The sequence below is a fragment of the Mesorhizobium sp. WSM4313 genome, from assembly GCF_002294725.1.
GTDB lineage: Bacteria > Pseudomonadota > Alphaproteobacteria > Rhizobiales > Rhizobiaceae > Mesorhizobium.
Genome location: NZ_NSFT01000010.1, coordinates 94,626 through 109,789, shown reverse-complemented (window position 1 = coordinate 109,789; position 15,164 = coordinate 94,626). Strand labels below are relative to the sequence as shown.

Annotated in this window: 10 protein-coding genes; 6 read left to right on the top strand and 4 right to left on the bottom strand. The window is 64.0% G+C overall.

Annotated features, from left to right (window positions below; translation table 11 throughout):
• Nucleotides 1-31: 31 nt before the first annotated feature.
• Nucleotides 32-1,084, top strand: coding sequence for a substrate-binding domain-containing protein (locus CK219_RS21700; RefSeq protein WP_095768891.1), 1,053 nt, complete (start codon nucleotides 32-34; stop codon nucleotides 1,082-1,084).
• A gap of 73 nt (nucleotides 1,085-1,157) precedes the next feature.
• Here the strand turns inward: CK219_RS21700 and CK219_RS21695 are convergent, their stop codons facing one another.
• On the bottom strand, nucleotides 1,158-1,349 hold the full coding sequence (locus CK219_RS21695; RefSeq protein WP_095768790.1) for a hypothetical protein: 192 nt from the start codon (nucleotides 1,347-1,349) through the stop codon (nucleotides 1,158-1,160).
• Nucleotides 1,350-1,632: 283 nt separating this feature from the next.
• Between CK219_RS21695 and CK219_RS21690 the strand changes: the two genes are divergently transcribed.
• Nucleotides 1,633-3,138 (top strand): winged helix-turn-helix domain-containing tetratricopeptide repeat protein, encoded by a 1,506-nt coding sequence (locus tag CK219_RS21690; protein WP_095768789.1) that lies wholly within the window; start codon nucleotides 1,633-1,635, stop codon nucleotides 3,136-3,138.
• A 54-nt stretch (nucleotides 3,139-3,192) separates the two neighbouring features.
• On the opposite strand, the gene CK219_RS21685 is transcribed toward CK219_RS21690, so the two are convergent.
• The 3 genes from CK219_RS21685 to CK219_RS21675 form a co-directional block, all read right to left on the bottom strand.
• Nucleotides 3,193-4,257 carry a D-alanine--D-alanine ligase family protein gene (locus CK219_RS21685; RefSeq protein WP_095768788.1) on the bottom strand — a complete coding sequence of 355 codons (1,065 nt, stop codon included), beginning with the start codon at nucleotides 4,255-4,257 and terminating at the stop codon, nucleotides 3,193-3,195.
• Nucleotides 4,258-4,481: 224 nt separating this feature from the next.
• Entirely contained in the window at nucleotides 4,482-6,536 is a 2,055-nt protein-coding gene (locus CK219_RS21680) for a bifunctional aldolase/short-chain dehydrogenase (protein WP_095768787.1), read from the bottom strand.
• Nucleotides 6,537-6,619: 83 nt separating this feature from the next.
• Nucleotides 6,620-7,585, bottom strand: a complete 966-nt coding sequence (locus CK219_RS21675) for a sugar-binding transcriptional regulator (protein WP_095768786.1) — start codon at nucleotides 7,583-7,585, stop codon at nucleotides 6,620-6,622.
• A gap of 204 nt (nucleotides 7,586-7,789) precedes the next feature.
• Here CK219_RS21675 and CK219_RS21670 point away from each other — a divergent pair, with 204 nt between their 5' ends.
• The 4 genes from CK219_RS21670 (at nucleotide 7,790) to CK219_RS21655 (ending at nucleotide 15,154) form a co-directional block, all read left to right on the top strand.
• On the top strand, nucleotides 7,790-9,430 hold the full coding sequence (locus CK219_RS21670) for an acyl-CoA synthetase (protein WP_095768785.1): 1,641 nt from the start codon (nucleotides 7,790-7,792) through the stop codon (nucleotides 9,428-9,430).
• Between the two features lie 436 nt (nucleotides 9,431-9,866).
• Complete coding sequence (locus CK219_RS21665; protein WP_095768784.1) at nucleotides 9,867-10,472, top strand: TetR family transcriptional regulator; 606 nt, start codon at nucleotides 9,867-9,869, stop codon at nucleotides 10,470-10,472.
• A gap of 53 nt (nucleotides 10,473-10,525) precedes the next feature.
• Nucleotides 10,526-11,689 (top strand): efflux RND transporter periplasmic adaptor subunit, encoded by a 1,164-nt coding sequence (locus tag CK219_RS21660; protein ID WP_095768783.1) that lies wholly within the window; start codon nucleotides 10,526-10,528, stop codon nucleotides 11,687-11,689.
• Nucleotides 11,690-12,001: 312 nt separating this feature from the next.
• The gene (locus CK219_RS21655; RefSeq protein ID WP_095768782.1) at nucleotides 12,002-15,154 is read left to right on the top strand and encodes an efflux RND transporter permease subunit; all 3,153 of its coding nucleotides are present in this window, start codon (nucleotides 12,002-12,004) and stop codon (nucleotides 15,152-15,154) included.
• Nucleotides 15,155-15,164: the final 10 nt, after the last annotated feature.

Genomic DNA, 15,164 nt, shown 5'->3' with positions numbered 1-15,164 from the left:
GACCGGGGCATAACAAATGGAGGAAAACGAAGTGAGCATTACAAGAAGACTTTTGGGGAAGGCGGCACTCGGCCTCGCCGGCGCGGCGCTGCTGATGCAGGGAACGGCCCTTGCCGCGGACCGTCCGGCGCCGTTCGACAAGCCGGGCGTCAAGATCGCGCTGGTGCGCTATCTGTCGACCGGCGACTTCTTCCAGGCCTATCTCTCCGGCGTCGAGGCGCAAGCCAAGGCGCTCGGCGTCGACCTGCGCGTGCTGGACAGCCGCCAGGACGCAGCACTCCAGGCCGACATGGTCGACCAGGCGATCGCGCTCGGCGTGCAGGGCATCATCATCCAGCACGGTCTGACGGAATCGATGAAGGACGCCGCCCAGCGCGCCGTCGACGCCGGCATCAAGGTCGTCGCCTTCGACGTCAATGTCGAGAACCCGAAGATCCCGCAGGTCGAGCAGTCCGACCGCGACCTGGCGAAGCTCGCGCTCGAGCAGGCGGTCAAGGACAATGGCGAGAGCTGGAAGGCCGGCTATGTCTATGTCGCCGGCATCGCTCCGCTCGACCGCCGCAACGAGACCTGGGTCGACGTGAAGAAGAAGTACTCGGGCATCAACGAGGTCGCCATGTTCGGCACGCTCGACAACCCGATCGCCAACTCCGTCGCCAACCAGGCGCGCTCGGTGCTGCAGGCGCATCCCGACATCAACGTGATGTTCGCCCCCTATGACGAGTTCGCCAAGGGTGTGAAGATCGCCGTCGACGAGGCCGGGCTGAACAAGAAGATCAAGATCTATTCGGCCGACATCTCGACCTCGGACATCGCCGCCATGCGCGAGCCGGACAGCGCCTGGGCGGCGACCGCCGCCACCAACCCCGCCGTCGTCGGTCAGGTCTCGGTGCGCGCGCTGGCGCAGCTGCTTGCCGGCGAGGATCCCGGCCACAACGTCATCGTGCCGCCGACGCTGATCACCCAGAAGGAGCTGATCGACAAGGACATCAAGAACATGGAAGACCTGTCGGCCAAGCTGCCGCAGTTCGCCCATGCCGATGTCGCGATGCCGGCCTGGATGCCGAACCCGAACGCTAAGTAAGGTTCGGACGGTCGCAAATGAAGAGAGCGGTCCAACGGGCCGCTCTCTGCCCTTCAGCCGGCCCAAGGCGGTTTTATCGCTGCCAGAAGGGCAGCTTGGCGATCTCCGCCTCGACCTCTTTTCTCGTCAGCCCGATGTCGTCAATCAGATGCGGATTGTCCGTCGCCATGCGCTTGAGCTCGAAGCGGAAATAGGCCTGCTTGCGCCGCTCGGCGATAAGGCTGCGCAAGGCCGCCAGGCTGAAGCGCCCGCGCCTTGAGTGCATTGCCGGTGCCGCCGCCAGACACGTAGAGGGCGTGAAGCTATCGTTCATTGCAACCTCCATCGAATGAGGGTTCGAAAACCCTCGACCTGATTGAGATTGCAGTGTGCCGCAGCCGGCCGGCGGCGTAATTAAGCCGTCCCAAATAGTTCTCAAAACTTCCAAATCGGCTAGAGCGGTTCACCGTTTCACGAAAACGGCGAACCGCTCTATCCCTTTGTTTTTACGCAATTCCGGACGGAAAACCGCTTCACACTTTTCCTGGAATTGCTCTATAGATCGCCGCATGCAGGGATCGCGCTTCGCTTTCGGACCGTTCGTGCTTGATCCGGGCGCGGGAACGCTGCTCCGGGGCGATGTTCCCGTCGCCGCCAGCCATCGCGGGCTGAAGCTGCTGGAGGCGCTCGTCGTGCGTCCGGGCGAAATCCTGGCCAAAGCCGAGCTGATGGATGCGGCCTGGCCTGGCATGGCAGTCGAGGAAGGCAATCTCACCGTCCAGATCGCGCAGCTCAGGAAGCTGCTTGGTCCGGCGACCGGTGGCGGTGAATGGATCGCCACGGTGCCGCGCGTCGGCTACCGCTTCACCGGCACCGTCGAACGGCCCGATGCCCCACGCAAACCCTTGCCGCTGCCCGACAAGCCGTCGATTGCCGTGCTGCCCTTCGTCAATCTGAGCAGCGATCCCGAGCAGGACTCTTTCGCCGACGGCCTGACCGAAGACCTGATCACCGATCTCTCCCGGATACCGGGCCTCTTTGTCATCGCGCGCAACTCGGTCTTTGCCTACAAGGGCAAGGCCATGGATGTGCGCGCCATCGCCGGGGAGCTCGGCGTGCGATACCTGGTGGAAGGCAGCGCCAGACGCGCCGTGGGGCGGGTGCGCATCAATGCCCAGCTGATCGATGCGCTGAGCGGCGAGCATCTCTGGGCGGAGCGTTTCGATCGCAGCCTTGAGGACATTTTCGCCGTCCAGGACGAGGCGACGGCCAAGATCGTCGAGGCGCTGCTCGGGCGGCTGCGTGCATTGCCGGAGCGCAACCGGCCGAAGAGCCTCGAAGCCTATGATCTCGTCGTGCGGGCGCGAAAACTGTTCGACGAGTCGCCGCAGATGGCGCGCGAAGCGCATCTGATGCTGACGCGCGCGGTCTCGCTCGATCCGGACTACGCCGAAGCCTATCGCTGGCTCGCCATGAACCATTGGATGGGCTGGGTGCATTGGGGCGAGCCGTTCGAGCCCGCCCGCAGCACGGCCCTGGAACTGGCGCGCAAGGCGGTGGCGATCGATCCCAACGATGCCGGTTGCCGCTGGGTCTTGGCGAACCTTCTTGCCTATGAACGCGATTTCGAACGGTCCGAGGCGGAATTCGCCAAGGCGATCGAGCTCGATCCGAACGAGGCCGACATTTGGGCGACATTGTCCGATATCGACGTGCTGGGCGGACGGATAAGCGAGGGCCTGGAGCACATCCGCAAGGCCTTCCGGCTCAACCCCTTTCCGCCGAGCTGGTACTATCTGACGCTCGGCCAAGCACAGTATGCGGCCCGTGACTACGAAGCCGCCGTCGAAACGCTGCGCCGCGACGAGACCTACCGCACAAGCTCGCGCCGCTTTCTGGCGGCAAGCCTGGCGCAGCTCGGCCGTCTCGACGAGGCGCGCACCGAGGTCGCGCTGTTCCTCGTCGGCAATCCGCATTTCTCCACGCAGCGCTGGGTCGAGACGGAGCCGTTCCGCGACGACGCGATGCTTGAGCATTTCGTCGACGGCTTCCGCAAGGCCGGCCTGCCGGAGTGATGTGGCGACATGGCCAATTGGCCGCTGCCGGGATTTCGTATCCTCAGGTCTTTTTCACCGGCCGGCGCGCGCCAGCCCATGCGCCACCAGACGGTCGATGACCTCCGGATAGCTGACGCCGCTCGCCGCCATGGCCTTGGCGTACATGCTGATGTTGGTGAAGCCGGGAATGGTGTTGAGTTCGTTGATCAGGAAGTTCATGTCCGGCATCAAGAAGAAGTCGACGCGGGCCATGCCGTCGCAGCCGAGCGCCCTGAACGCCCTTGCAGCCGCGTCGCGCATGGCATCCTCGACCTTCTGCGGCAGCTCGGCTGGCACGATCAGTGCCGCGCCATTCTCGTCGATATATTTGGCGTTGTAGTTGTAGAAACCGTGGCTCTCCGCAGGCACGATCTCGCCCGGCCGTGAGACGAAGAGTTCGCCCGCGGAGCTCTCCAGCACGCTGTATTCGATCTCTCGGCCACGGACGAATTCCTCCGCCAGCAGCTTGCGGTCATGTTGGAATGCTTCCGCCAGCGCGTGGTCGAATTCCTGGCTGGCATTGACCTTCGCGACGCCGACCGACGAGCCCTGCCGCGCCGGCTTGATGAACAGCGGCAGGCCGAGCTGGTCTTCCAGTTCGGCGAGCGGAGGCGCGGCACCTTCATTGATCGTCACCGAGCGCGCCACAGGAAGTCCGGCCGCCTTCAGCAGTCGCTTGGCGATGTCCTTGTCGAGCGCCGTGGCGGAGCCGAGGATGCCGCAGCCGGCGAGCGGCACGCGTGCCACCTCGGCCACGCCCTGCACCGCGCCGTCCTCGCCATGCAGGCCGTGCAGGACCGGAAACAGGATATCGATGGGAGGCAGGTCGTGGGGCACACCGCCGGCAGGGATCGCCAGCACCCGTCCATGGCCGCCCGGCACCAGGCAGAGTTGCGTGCCGGTCGAGGGCGTCGCCAGCGCGACGCCCTCGACGCGGCTCAGCAGCCATTGCCCTTCGCGGGTGACGAAGATCGGCACGGCATCGTATTTCGCCGGGTTTAAGGCAGCCATGACGTTGGTTGCTGAAAGCAGCGACACTTCATGCTCGGCGGAGCGCCCGCCAAAGAGCACGCCAATACGAAGTCTTTTCGCCGCCATCTGGAGCTCCACCAATGATCAAGGTTGGAGCCGCATGCGAAACACGAGGCACCCCTTAAACTGGTTGAGCAATACGCGAAGGATTGGTGTGGATTTTGACGGGTTCGAGCAGTTCTTCAGCAGAAGCGCGGTAGGCCTTCAGTTCGGAACGGCGTCAAAACAGGGACGATGGAGCGTTCTTCGTTTTCACGAAACGAAGAACGCTCCAACGCATGCCCACATGTTCAGCGCAGTGCCGCCGCGATGTTGCCGCCGTCCACCGTCGTCACATCCGCCGTGGTGCGCTCGGCCAGCGCCTGGTGCAGGAAGGCCTGCGCGACGTCGTCGGCCGTCACTTCCTGTCCCAGCAGATTGCCGGACATGTATTCTTTTTCGGACACGCCGCGCGCGCCGGAACGGCTGGCGATCATCGCGTCGGTCAAGAGACCCGAACGGATGCGGTCGGCGTTGACCGCGTTGGAGCGGATGCCATAGGCGCCGTAGTCAAGCGCATACTGCCGCGACAGGAACAATGTCGCGGCTTTCGGAATGCCGTATGCGCCGAATTTCGGGCCGGGATTGATCGCCTGCTTGGAGGTGTTGAACAGCAGCACGCCGCCCGTACCCTGTTCCAGCATGATGCGTACCGCATTCTGCGCCGCCGACTGGTGGGCGAAGAAATTGAGCTCGAAGCTTTTGCGCAAAGTGGCGTCGTCGAGCTCGCCGATGCGGCCTTCCCAGGCAGCGCCGGCATTCGAGACCAGGATGTCGAGGCCGCCATAGACCGAGACTGCCTTGTCGAAGGCAGCGCGCATTTCGGCCGGCTTGGTGATGTCGGCGCCGACGCCGATCGAGTTGTTGCCGGCTGCCTTCGCCGCCTCCGCTGCCTTGGCCGGATCGAGATCGACGATCACGGCATGCGCGCCATTGGCCGCGAACAGTTTTGCCGTCGCGGCCCCGATGGCGCCGGCGCCGCCGGTGATCAGCACCACCTGGCCGGTCAGCGGCTTCGGCTTGTTCGAAGCGAGCTTGGCCTGCTCCAGCGACCAGTATTCGAGCGGGAAGAGGTCGGCCTTGGAGAGTGGATGGAAATTGCCGATCGCTTCCGCGCCGCGCACCGCCTCGATCCACATCTCGCCGACATCCGACGCGATCTTGGCATCCTTCAGCGTGCGGCCATGGCCGAACATGCCGAGGCCCGGCACCAGCGTCAGGCGCGGCATCGGGTCGAGCATGGTGCGCTTGACATTGTCCAGCGCGTCATTGGTCTCGAAATAGGCGGTGTAGTCCTTGACGAAGGCATCGACATGGCTGCGGACGGCGGCCTTGTAGTCGCCGAGCTTGTCCATGTCGGGCGCCGGTACCGCCATTGGTCCGGTCTTGATACGGATCGATAGGTCCGGCGTCGATACCCCGCGCCCGGCCAGCTCGGCGATCTTGGCGGAATTGATGAAGTCGACGATCGCGTCCGAGGTGCGGAAGTCGCTGATCATGCGGTCGAAGCGGCCTTCGCCGCGCGCTACGGCAACGGCGCCGCGCAGCGTCGGCGCGATGTCGCTGGGCTTGGCGAGCTTTGCCGGCAATGCTGCCTTGGCCGTCTGCGGCTTGCCGTTCTTGGCCACATAATCCTCGGCCACAGTCACATAGTGGATCATGCGGCCATAGGCCTGCCTGGCGTCGTCGCCGAAGGTGAAGATGCCGTGCTTGTCGAGAATAAGGCCTTCGACGCTGGGATCGGCGTCGAAGATTTCCGCCGCAGCCTTGGCGAGGTCGAAGCCCGGCTTGATGTAGGGCACGTAACCCATCTTGTCGCCGAACACCTTTTTCACCAATGCCTTGCTGTCTTCCTGGTCTACGATGGCGAGGATCGCTGTCGAATGCGTGTGGTCGACGAACTTGTGCGGCAGGAAGGCATGAAGCAGCGTTTCGACCGACGGGTTGGGCGAGGACGGATCGATGAGGTTGGAGCGCTGCAGCGCCACCATGTCCTCGTCGGAGAGCTTGTCCAAAGAGCGCGCCTTGAGCAGCGCGCCCATCTTCACCGCCGGCAGGCCTTGCGGCTCGATGACCGCCATGTCCCAGCCGCTGCCCTTGACGCAGAGCACGTCCCATTCGTCGCCGACGAGATCGGTGGCTTTGGTCTTGCAGGAGGTGTTGCCGCCGCCATGCAGCACCAGGCGCGGCTCGCCGCCGAGCAGGCGGGTCGTGTAGACGCGCAGCGCAAGGTCGCGGCCGACGCCCTTCCTGGCATAGTCGGCAACCATCTTTTCCGCGTCGGCGTCATTCCAAAGGTTCTGCATGTCGATACGTCCGATTCCGTCTTTTCTTGCTCATGAACAGAAGGCCGCGACGTCGTGATGACAGAAGCGGCGAGGGTGGTTTTCTACGAGGCCTTTTTCGTTGCCGCGCCGGCGTGCTGAAGCAGGCGCTCGGCCATATGCGCGCCGACCACCAGATGCGTGCACAGCCCGCCGGCGATGGCCGCAAGCAGCGGCTCGAACTTGGTGTCTTCCTGCACCACCATCAGCCGCTTCTCGATAGCGCGCAGCGAGGCGAGCTCGGCGGAGATGACGCGCCTATTGTAGCTGCAGTCGAGCACCTCGCCGCCGGCGTCGATGATCTGTCCGGCGATGACGCCGGCCGCACCCTGGCGCCGCAACGTTTCCATCTCGGCCGCCGACAGCGCGCCGCATTTCACCAGATGGCTGTCGGCGTCGACCGCGCCGACGGAATAGAGCGCCAGATTGCAATCGGCGATGCCGGCCAGCTGGTCGCGGATCACCGGCTCGGCACGCAAACCTTGCGCCAGGCCTTCCGTCGACAGCACCAGCGGCGCGTAGAAGTTGAGGCCCTTGGCATTCAGTCGTCGCGCGATCTCCATCGTGCACTGGTCGGGCCGGTAGGAATAGGGCGCGCCGAGATTGCCGCAGAGCTGCACCACGGTGACGTCCTGCAGGTCGGCATAGGACATGATGTCGGCGATGGTGTAGACGGTGCGGCCCCAGGCGACGCCGATGCGGTCGCCTTTCTTCACCAGCTCGAGAAAGACGCTCGCCGCCAGCACGGCGATATCGGTCGATGGATCGGCGAGGTAGCCATTTTCCGGCGCGATCCAGACGGCGTCGAGATCGAACGCATCTTCCAGCCGTCGCGCCATGACGTCGTCGGTGAAGAGCTGCGTCGAGGTCGAGATGTTGACGATGCCGGTCTCGCGCGCCTTGCGCAGATACATGGCGACCGAGGCGCGAGAAATGTTGAGCTGGCTCGCCACTTCGTCCTGACGCAGGCCATGCGCATAGTAAAGCCAGGCGGCCTTGTGGATGAGCTGTTCTGCCGGTCTGATCGCCATGCCGCCTCCTCGGCTGACATTAGTCACGGCTCTCGACAAAAGTCAAATTTGCCTGCGCGAGCTGCGATCGTCTCGCGGCGCGGCCCAATCTGGATTGCCGTTCCACCAAGCCGGCGCAGCATAGCATTTTCAGCCGTGGAAGGGGGATAGCGTGACGGCCGGCCTAAGGTTAGAAAGCTCGAAAAGAACATCGGGGAGAACGGGATGGCCAATCCTTACGAACAGGATCTCGACAGGAACGCTGCCAACCACCAGCCGCTGACGCCGCTCACCTATCTTGAGCGCGCGGCCAAGACCTATCCCGACCACATCGCCATCATTCATGGCAACCAGCGCATCACCTATCGCGATTTCTGGCGCCGGTCGCTGAAGCTTGCCTCAGCGCTCGCGAAGCACGGCCTCGGCAAGGGCGATACGGTGACGGTGATGTTGTCCAACACGCCGCCGATGCTGGAAGCCCATTTCGGCGTGCCGATGGTGAAGGCGGTGCTGCATTCGCTGAACACCCGCCTCGACGCCGCCGTCATCGCGTTCCAGCTCGACCATGCCGACAGCAAGGTGCTGATCGTCGACCGCGAGTTCTCGGGCGTCGTCAAGGACGCGCTGGCCTTGGCCAAGGTGAAGCCATTGGTCATCGACTATGACGATCCGGACTATGCCGCCGACGCGCCCTATCCGAAGGGCGAACGGATCGGCTCAGCTGATTACGAGGAGTTCGTCGCCGCCGGCGACGAGACCTTTGTCTGGTCGATGCCCGATGACGAGTGGGACGCCATCTCGCTCAACTACACCTCCGGCACCACGGGCAATCCGAAGGGCGTCGTCTATCACCATCGCGGCGCGGCGCTTATGGCCTACACCAACACCATCCATGCCGGCATGGCCAAGCACGCGGTCTATCTCTGGACGCTGCCGATGTTCCACTGCAACGGCTGGTGCTTCCCCTGGACTTTGGCCGTGCAGGCCGGCACCCATGTCTGCCTGCGCTGGGTGCGGGCAAAGCCGATATACGACGCCATCGCCGACCATGGCGTCACCCATCTGTGCGGCGCGCCGATCGTGATGTCGGTGCTGATCAACGCGAAGGACGAGGACAAGCGGCAGTTCGCGCAGACCGTCACCTTCAACACCGCCGCAGCGCCCCCGCCGGAGGCCGTGCTGTCCGGCATGGCCGATGCCGGCTTCGCTGTCACCCATCTCTATGGCCTGACGGAGACCTACGGCCCGGCGGTCGTCAACGAATGGCACAATGAGTGGGACGCGCTGGAGAAGGGACCGAGGGCGGCGAAGAAGGCGCGCCAGGGCGTGCGCTATGCCTCGCTCGAGGGGCTGACGGTGATGGACCCTCAGACGATGGTCGAGACGCCGGCCGACGGCGAGACGATCGGCGAGGTCATGTTCCGCGGCAACATCGTCATGAAGGGCTATCTGAAGAACCGGAAGGCCACCGACGAAGCCTTCGCCGGCGGCTGGTTCCATTCCGGCGATCTCGGCGTCATGCACCCGGACGGCTACATCCAGCTCAAGGACCGCTCCAAGGACATCATCATCTCGGGCGGTGAGAACATCTCCTCCATCGAGGTCGAGGACGCGCTCTACAAGCATCCGTCGGTCGCCTCCTGCGGTGTGGTAGCACGCGCGGACGAAAAATGGGGCGAGGTGCCGGTCGCCTATGTCGAGCTGAAGCCCGGCAAGAGCGCGACCGAGGCCGAGATCATCGAGCACTGCCGAGGGCTGCTTGCCCGTTTCAAGGTGCCGAAGGCGGTGGTGTTTGCCGAAATCCCGAAGACCTCGACAGGGAAGATTCAGAAGTTCCGGCTACGGGAGATGGCGAAGGGGGTGTGAGCGCAGCCCCCAGCGTTGGCAACTAGCATTTGGCCCCTGCGCGGTCGTCATCCACGGGCGAAGCAAGGAGCGTAGCGACGCGCGCAGACCCGAGGATCCATTCCGTGACATCAGTCGAAGAACGAAGCCGGATCAAGAAGTTACGCTGATATCCGCCCAACAATCGCTGACGGCTATTCTCGACCCGTTGGAGCACGGCCGCATGGTCACGGAATGGATCCTAGGGTTTCCGCGACGTCGCTTCGCGACTGCTCCACCCTAGGATGACGACCTCACAGGTGCCGGCGAAAATTGTCGGGTCGCCAGCCACCGATCTCGCAACTGTCACCATCTGTCACCAAATTATACGCGTACGTCGATTCCGCGTTGACTCGTCGCTGCTTTCGTTTTACGACTGACGAAAATTGAAATTCGTCACTCGTCAAACGAAAGCGCGATGTCCGAAGCCGCCAACATCGTGGCAGACCCCGCCAGACAGGAGAATGTGACCCGCATTCTCGACTGCGCCGAGCGCCTGTTCCGCCATTACGGTTACGGCAAGACCAATGTCGCCGACATCGCCCGCGAGCTCGGCATGTCGCCGGCCAACATCTACCGCTTCTTTGCCTCCAAGGTCGAAATCCACCAGGCCGTCTGTGGCCGCATGCTCGGCGCCAGCTACAAGATGGCCTACGAGATCATGCATCTGCCGATCAGCGCCGAGGAACGGCTGCGCCGCTACATCCATGCCCAGTACAAGATGACGCTGGAGGTCATGCTCGACCAGGAGAAGGTGCACGAGATGGTCATCGTCGCGCTCGAGCGCGACTGGGGCGTCATCGATGCGCATGTGAACAGAATCCACGACCTCTATGCCGAGGTGATCCGCGAGGGCATCGAGGCAGGCGAGTTCAGGCAGCAGGATCCTGAAACCGCCGCGCGCTGCTTCGGCGCCGCCACCGTCATTCTGTGCCACCCGCAGATGGTGGCGCAGTGCCTTGCCAAGACCAACCGGGCAATGCCCGACGAACTTATCGACTACGCCATCAGAGCCTTGAAATAGAAGCCGTCCGCCGCGTGCGGTCGGCAGATCATCTCCAGTTCGGGAGTGCTAAAGTGTCTTTGCCCAGTTTCATCCTCCGCAAGCTGCCGGCCGCCGGCCTTCCCGCCATCGGCGTCGTCGTCGCCGCGCTTGCCCTTGCCGGCTGCAGCCAGGAAAAGGCCGAGGTCGTTCAGGAAGTCGTCCGGCCGGTCAAGGTGGTCGAGATCGGCGAGGCGCGGACCACTCGCCAGCTCGAATATTCCGGTTCGGTGCGCGCCCGCATCGAGATGAATCTCGGCTTCCGCATCGCCGGCAAGGTCACCGAGCGTCTGGTCGATATCGGCCAGCATGTGAATGAAGGCGATGTGCTCGCCCGCGTCGACCCGTCCGACTACGAGCTGTCGGTGAAGAGCGCGCAGGCCAGCCTGGACGCCGCCGAACGCCAGGTCGAAACAGTCGATCTCGCCAGGAAGCGCGCCGAGCAGCTCTATGCCAAGAACTTCGCGCCGAAGTCGCAGCTCGATCAGGCGCGGCTGGCCTACGACCAGGCCGTGGCGACGCGCGATGCCGCCCGCTCGACGCTGGCCCAGGCGCAGAACCAGGTCCATTACACCGATCTCAAGGCCAGCCAGGCCGGCATCGTCACCGCCATCTCTGCCGATGTCGGCCAGGTGGTCGGCGCCGGCACGCCGGTCATGACGGTCGCGGTGGACGGCGAGAAGGAAGTTTCGATCGCGGTGCCGGAGATGGATATTGCAGGGTTCAAGCCCGGCAAGGAAGTCAAGGCAAGCTTCTGGTCGGACGAAGGGCTGACGCTTGACGGCAAGGTCCGCGAGGTCGCCGGCAGCGCCGATCCGCAGTCGCGTACCTTCGCTGTCCGGGTTTCGCTGCCCAACGATCCGCGCGTGCTGCTCGGCATGACGGCCAATGTCGAGGCAACCGTCGGCAGCAAGGCGCAGCTCGTGTCGATCCCGCTGACTGCGATGACCGAGAAGGATGGCAAGCAGATCGTCTGGACGGTCGACCGCGCCTCCGAAACAGTCCATCCGCGCCCGATCAAGGTCGCCAACTTCACTGCCGACGGTGTCGCCGTGGCGGACGGCCTCAAACAGGGCGACGTCGTGGTGGCGGCCGGCACACAGTTCATGACCGAGAACCTGAAGGTCAAGCTTGCAAGCGACGCCCAGCAATCCGCCTCGGCGGAGGACGACGCCGCGACCACCAGCAGCCTGCACTGATGCTTGTCGCCCAAAAGTGCGAAGCGGTTTTGGGACAACAACATGCATCGAACTAGAACCTGAAGTCAGGCGTAACGAACGCCTTTCCCGCTCTCGCTGCTTGCGCCGCGGGCCGGGGAAAGCATGGGTTCCGGGCGGCGAACGCCCCGATCGTGAGATGCCGGCATGTTGGCTCCCCCGCAGCAGTGCCGCGTCGAGCGCGATTTGCGAGCTCTCTCCGCTTGAGGGGTCTCGCCGCCCGGAAGCCCACCGAACTGGAAGCGGCATGCCAAGCGAGCGTGCCTTGCCGATCAATTGGACTGGACGTGTGCCATGACCACCAGCGACAGCAGCACTGAAAAACGGCCCTTCAATCTTTCGCGTTGGGCGATCGGACATCCAAGCATCGCGCGCTTCCTGTTCGGGCTGATCATCCTTGCCGGCGCGCTCGGCCTGATGCGCATGGGCCAGAAGGAAGACCCCGACTTCACCTTCCGCGTCATGGTGGTGCAGGCGATCTGGCCCGGCGCCTCGATCCAGGACATGGAGGATCAGGTCGTCAACAAGATCGAGCGCAAGCTGCAGGAAACGCCGCACCTCGATTTCGTCCGTTCCTACACCCGCGCCGGCAGCGCCATCATCACCTTGCAGGTCAAGGGCGACACCAACACCGAGGAAGTGAAGGACGCCTTCTACCAGGTGCGCAAGAAGGTCGGCGACATCTCCAATGAATTGCCCCAGGGGCTGCTCGGCCCCTATTTCAACGACGAGTTCGGCGACACCTTCATCACGCTCCACTCGATCAGCGGCGACGGCTTCACCTATCCGGAGCTGAAGAAGTTCGCCATCCAGGCGCGCGACATGCTGTTGACGACGCCGGGCGTCGAGAAGGCCGTCATCATCGGCGACCAGCCTGAGAAGATCTATATCGATGTCTCGTCCAAGGCGCTGGCCGAGCGCGGCCTGACCATCCTTGACCTGCAGAACGCCGTGAAAGGGCAGAACGCCGTCGATCCGGCGGGCTCGGTCGACACCGGCCTGCGCTCGGTGCGCATCTCGGTCGAGGGCGATGTCACCAAGGCCGCGGATATCCGCGAGCTCAGGCTGCGTTCGGGCAACCAGGTGACGCGCCTCGGCGACATCGCCACGGTCTCTTCCGGCCTCCAGGATCCTTACGACAACAAATACCTCTTCAACGGCCATCAGAGCGTCCAGCTCGGCGTCGTCATGGCCAAGGGTTTTAACGTCAGGGATGTCGGCAAGGATGTCGAGGCGACCTATCAGCGTTTCGAGGCAGGGCTGCCCTATGGCGTGTCGGTCGATCAGATCTCCGACCAGCCCCAGGTCGTCAAGGACGCGGTGAGCGAGTTCATGGAGGCGCTCGGCGAGGCGCTGCTCATCGTGCTTGCAGTCTCGCTGCTGTCGATCGGTTGGCGCTCGGGCCTGGTGATAGCCATAGCCATCCCGCTCGTCTTGGCCGCCACCTTCGCCATCATGTACGAGATCGGCATCGACCTGCAGCGCATCTCGCTCGGCGCGCTCATCATTGCGCTCGGCCTTTTGGTCGACGACGCCATGATCGTCGTCGAGATGATGGAGCGAAAGCTGGAGGAGGGACTGGTCAAGATCGAGGCGGCAAGCTTCGCCTACACCTCGACCGCTTTCCCGATGCTGACCGGCACGCTGATCACCACGGCTGGCTTCATCCCGGTCGGCTTCGCCGCCTCCACCGCCGGCGAATATGTCCGCACGCTGTTCTATGTCGTCGGCATCGCGCTGGTCGTGTCGTGGTTCGTCGCGGTCTATTTCACGCCGTGGCTGGGCTACATGATCCTCAAGCAGCGCAAGCATGCCGGCACTCATCACGATGTCTTCGATACCGGCTTCTATCGCCGGCTGCGCGCGACGGTCACCTGGGCCGTGCGCCACCGCATCATCGTTTTGGTGATGACGCTGGTTACTTTTGCCACCAGCCTGTGGGCCTTCCAGTTCATCCCGCAGAACTTCTTTCCGCAATCCTCGCGCCCGGAAATCCTGGTCGACCTGTGGCTGCCGGAAGGCACCTCGATCAAGGATGTCGAAAACCAGGCCAAGTCGTTTGAAAGCAAGATGGCGGACGATCCGGACAAGCGCTTCATCGCCACCTATATCGGCGAAGGCGCGCCGCGGTTCTTCCTGCCGCTCGATCAGCAGCTCCGTAACCCGAACTTCGCCCAACTGCTGGTCATGGCCAAGGACGAGCCGGCGCGCGAGCGGCTGATCGTCAAGATGCGCAAGATCCTGGCGCAGGACTTCCCCTCGATCCGCGGCAAGGTCGACCGCCTCTTCCTCGGTCCGCCGACCGGCTGGCCGGTGCAGATGCGCGTCATGGGCCCGGACCGCAAGGAGGTGCGCCGTATCGCCGATGAGGTGAAGGCGAGATTCCAGGCCAATCCGCTGCTCGGCGCCATCCACGACGACTGGCTGGAACCGGTGCCGGCGATGAAGCTGGTGATCGACCAGGATCGTGCCCGCGCCCTCGGGTTGACCTCGCAGCGCATCCGCCAGATGCTGCAGGCCACCATGTCCGGCGCGCCGCTAGACGACTTCCGCGACGGAGAGGAGACGGTCTCGATCGTCGCCCGCGAGCCGGAGGCGACCCGTCACCTGCTCTCTTCGGTCGACTCGGTCTATATCCCGACCGACTTCGGCGGATCGGTGCCGCTCTCGCAAGTGGCCAAGGTCGTGCCGGTGATGGAGCAGGGCGTCGAATGGCGGCGCGACCGCCTGCCGACGATCAGCGTGCGCGCCACGCTGCCGGACGGCGTGCAGTCCAACGACGTCATCACCAAGATGTACAACGACATGAAGGACCTGCGCGCCGGTCTTGCACCCGGCTACAACGTCGAGATCCAGGGCGGCGCCGAGGACTCGGCCGAAAGCCAGGCCTCGATCGCCGCCAAGGCGCCGATCATGCTCGCCGTCATCGTCGTGCTCCTTATGGTGCAGCTGCAGCATTTCGGCAAGTCGATGCTGGTGCTGGCCACGGGACCGCTCGGCATCATCGGCGCCGCCGCGGCGCTGCTGATCAGCGGCGCGCCGTTCGGCTTCGTCGCCATCCTCGGCGTCATCGCGCTGCTCGGCATCATCATGCGCAACTCGATCATCCTGGTCGATCAGATAGACCAGGATATCGCCGCCGGCATGGAGCGATCGGAAGCGATCGTGGGTGCAGCCGTGCGCCGCTTCCGGCCGATCATGTTGACGGCGCTGACCGCGGTCCTGGCGCTGATCCCGATCTCGCGCGGCGTTTTCTGGGGGCCGCTGGCCTACGCCATGATGGGCGGCATCCTCGTCGCCACCGTGCTCACCATCCTGGTGCTGCCGGCCGGCTACGCCCTGTTCTTCGGCCGCGCGCCGAAGAAGGCCAAGACCGACGAGCAGGCGCCCGAGCCGGAGAACGTCGAAGGCATCGAAAGACCGCAGCTGGCCTTGGCTGCGGAATAAAAGGTGGCAA

What these genes read in the sequence shown, in the direction of transcription:
- CK219_RS21695 (WP_095768790.1), bottom strand. Translation starts at nt 1,349, where the DNA reads ATGCACTCAAGGCGCGGGCGCTTCAGCCTGGCGGCCTTGCGCAGCCTT.
- CK219_RS21690 (WP_095768789.1), top strand. Translation starts at nt 1,633, where the DNA reads ATGCAGGGATCGCGCTTCGCTTTCGGACCGTTCGTGCTTGATCCGGGC.
- CK219_RS21685 (WP_095768788.1), bottom strand. Translation starts at nt 4,257, where the DNA reads ATGGCGGCGAAAAGACTTCGTATTGGCGTGCTCTTTGGCGGGCGCTCC.
- CK219_RS21680 (WP_095768787.1), bottom strand. Translation starts at nt 6,536, where the DNA reads ATGCAGAACCTTTGGAATGACGCCGACGCGGAAAAGATGGTTGCCGAC.
- CK219_RS21675 (WP_095768786.1), bottom strand. Translation starts at nt 7,585, where the DNA reads ATGGCGATCAGACCGGCAGAACAGCTCATCCACAAGGCCGCCTGGCTT.
- CK219_RS21670 (WP_095768785.1), top strand. Translation starts at nt 7,790, where the DNA reads ATGGCCAATCCTTACGAACAGGATCTCGACAGGAACGCTGCCAACCAC.
- CK219_RS21665 (WP_095768784.1), top strand. Translation starts at nt 9,867, where the DNA reads ATGTCCGAAGCCGCCAACATCGTGGCAGACCCCGCCAGACAGGAGAAT.
- CK219_RS21655 (WP_095768782.1), top strand. Translation starts at nt 12,002, where the DNA reads ATGACCACCAGCGACAGCAGCACTGAAAAACGGCCCTTCAATCTTTCG.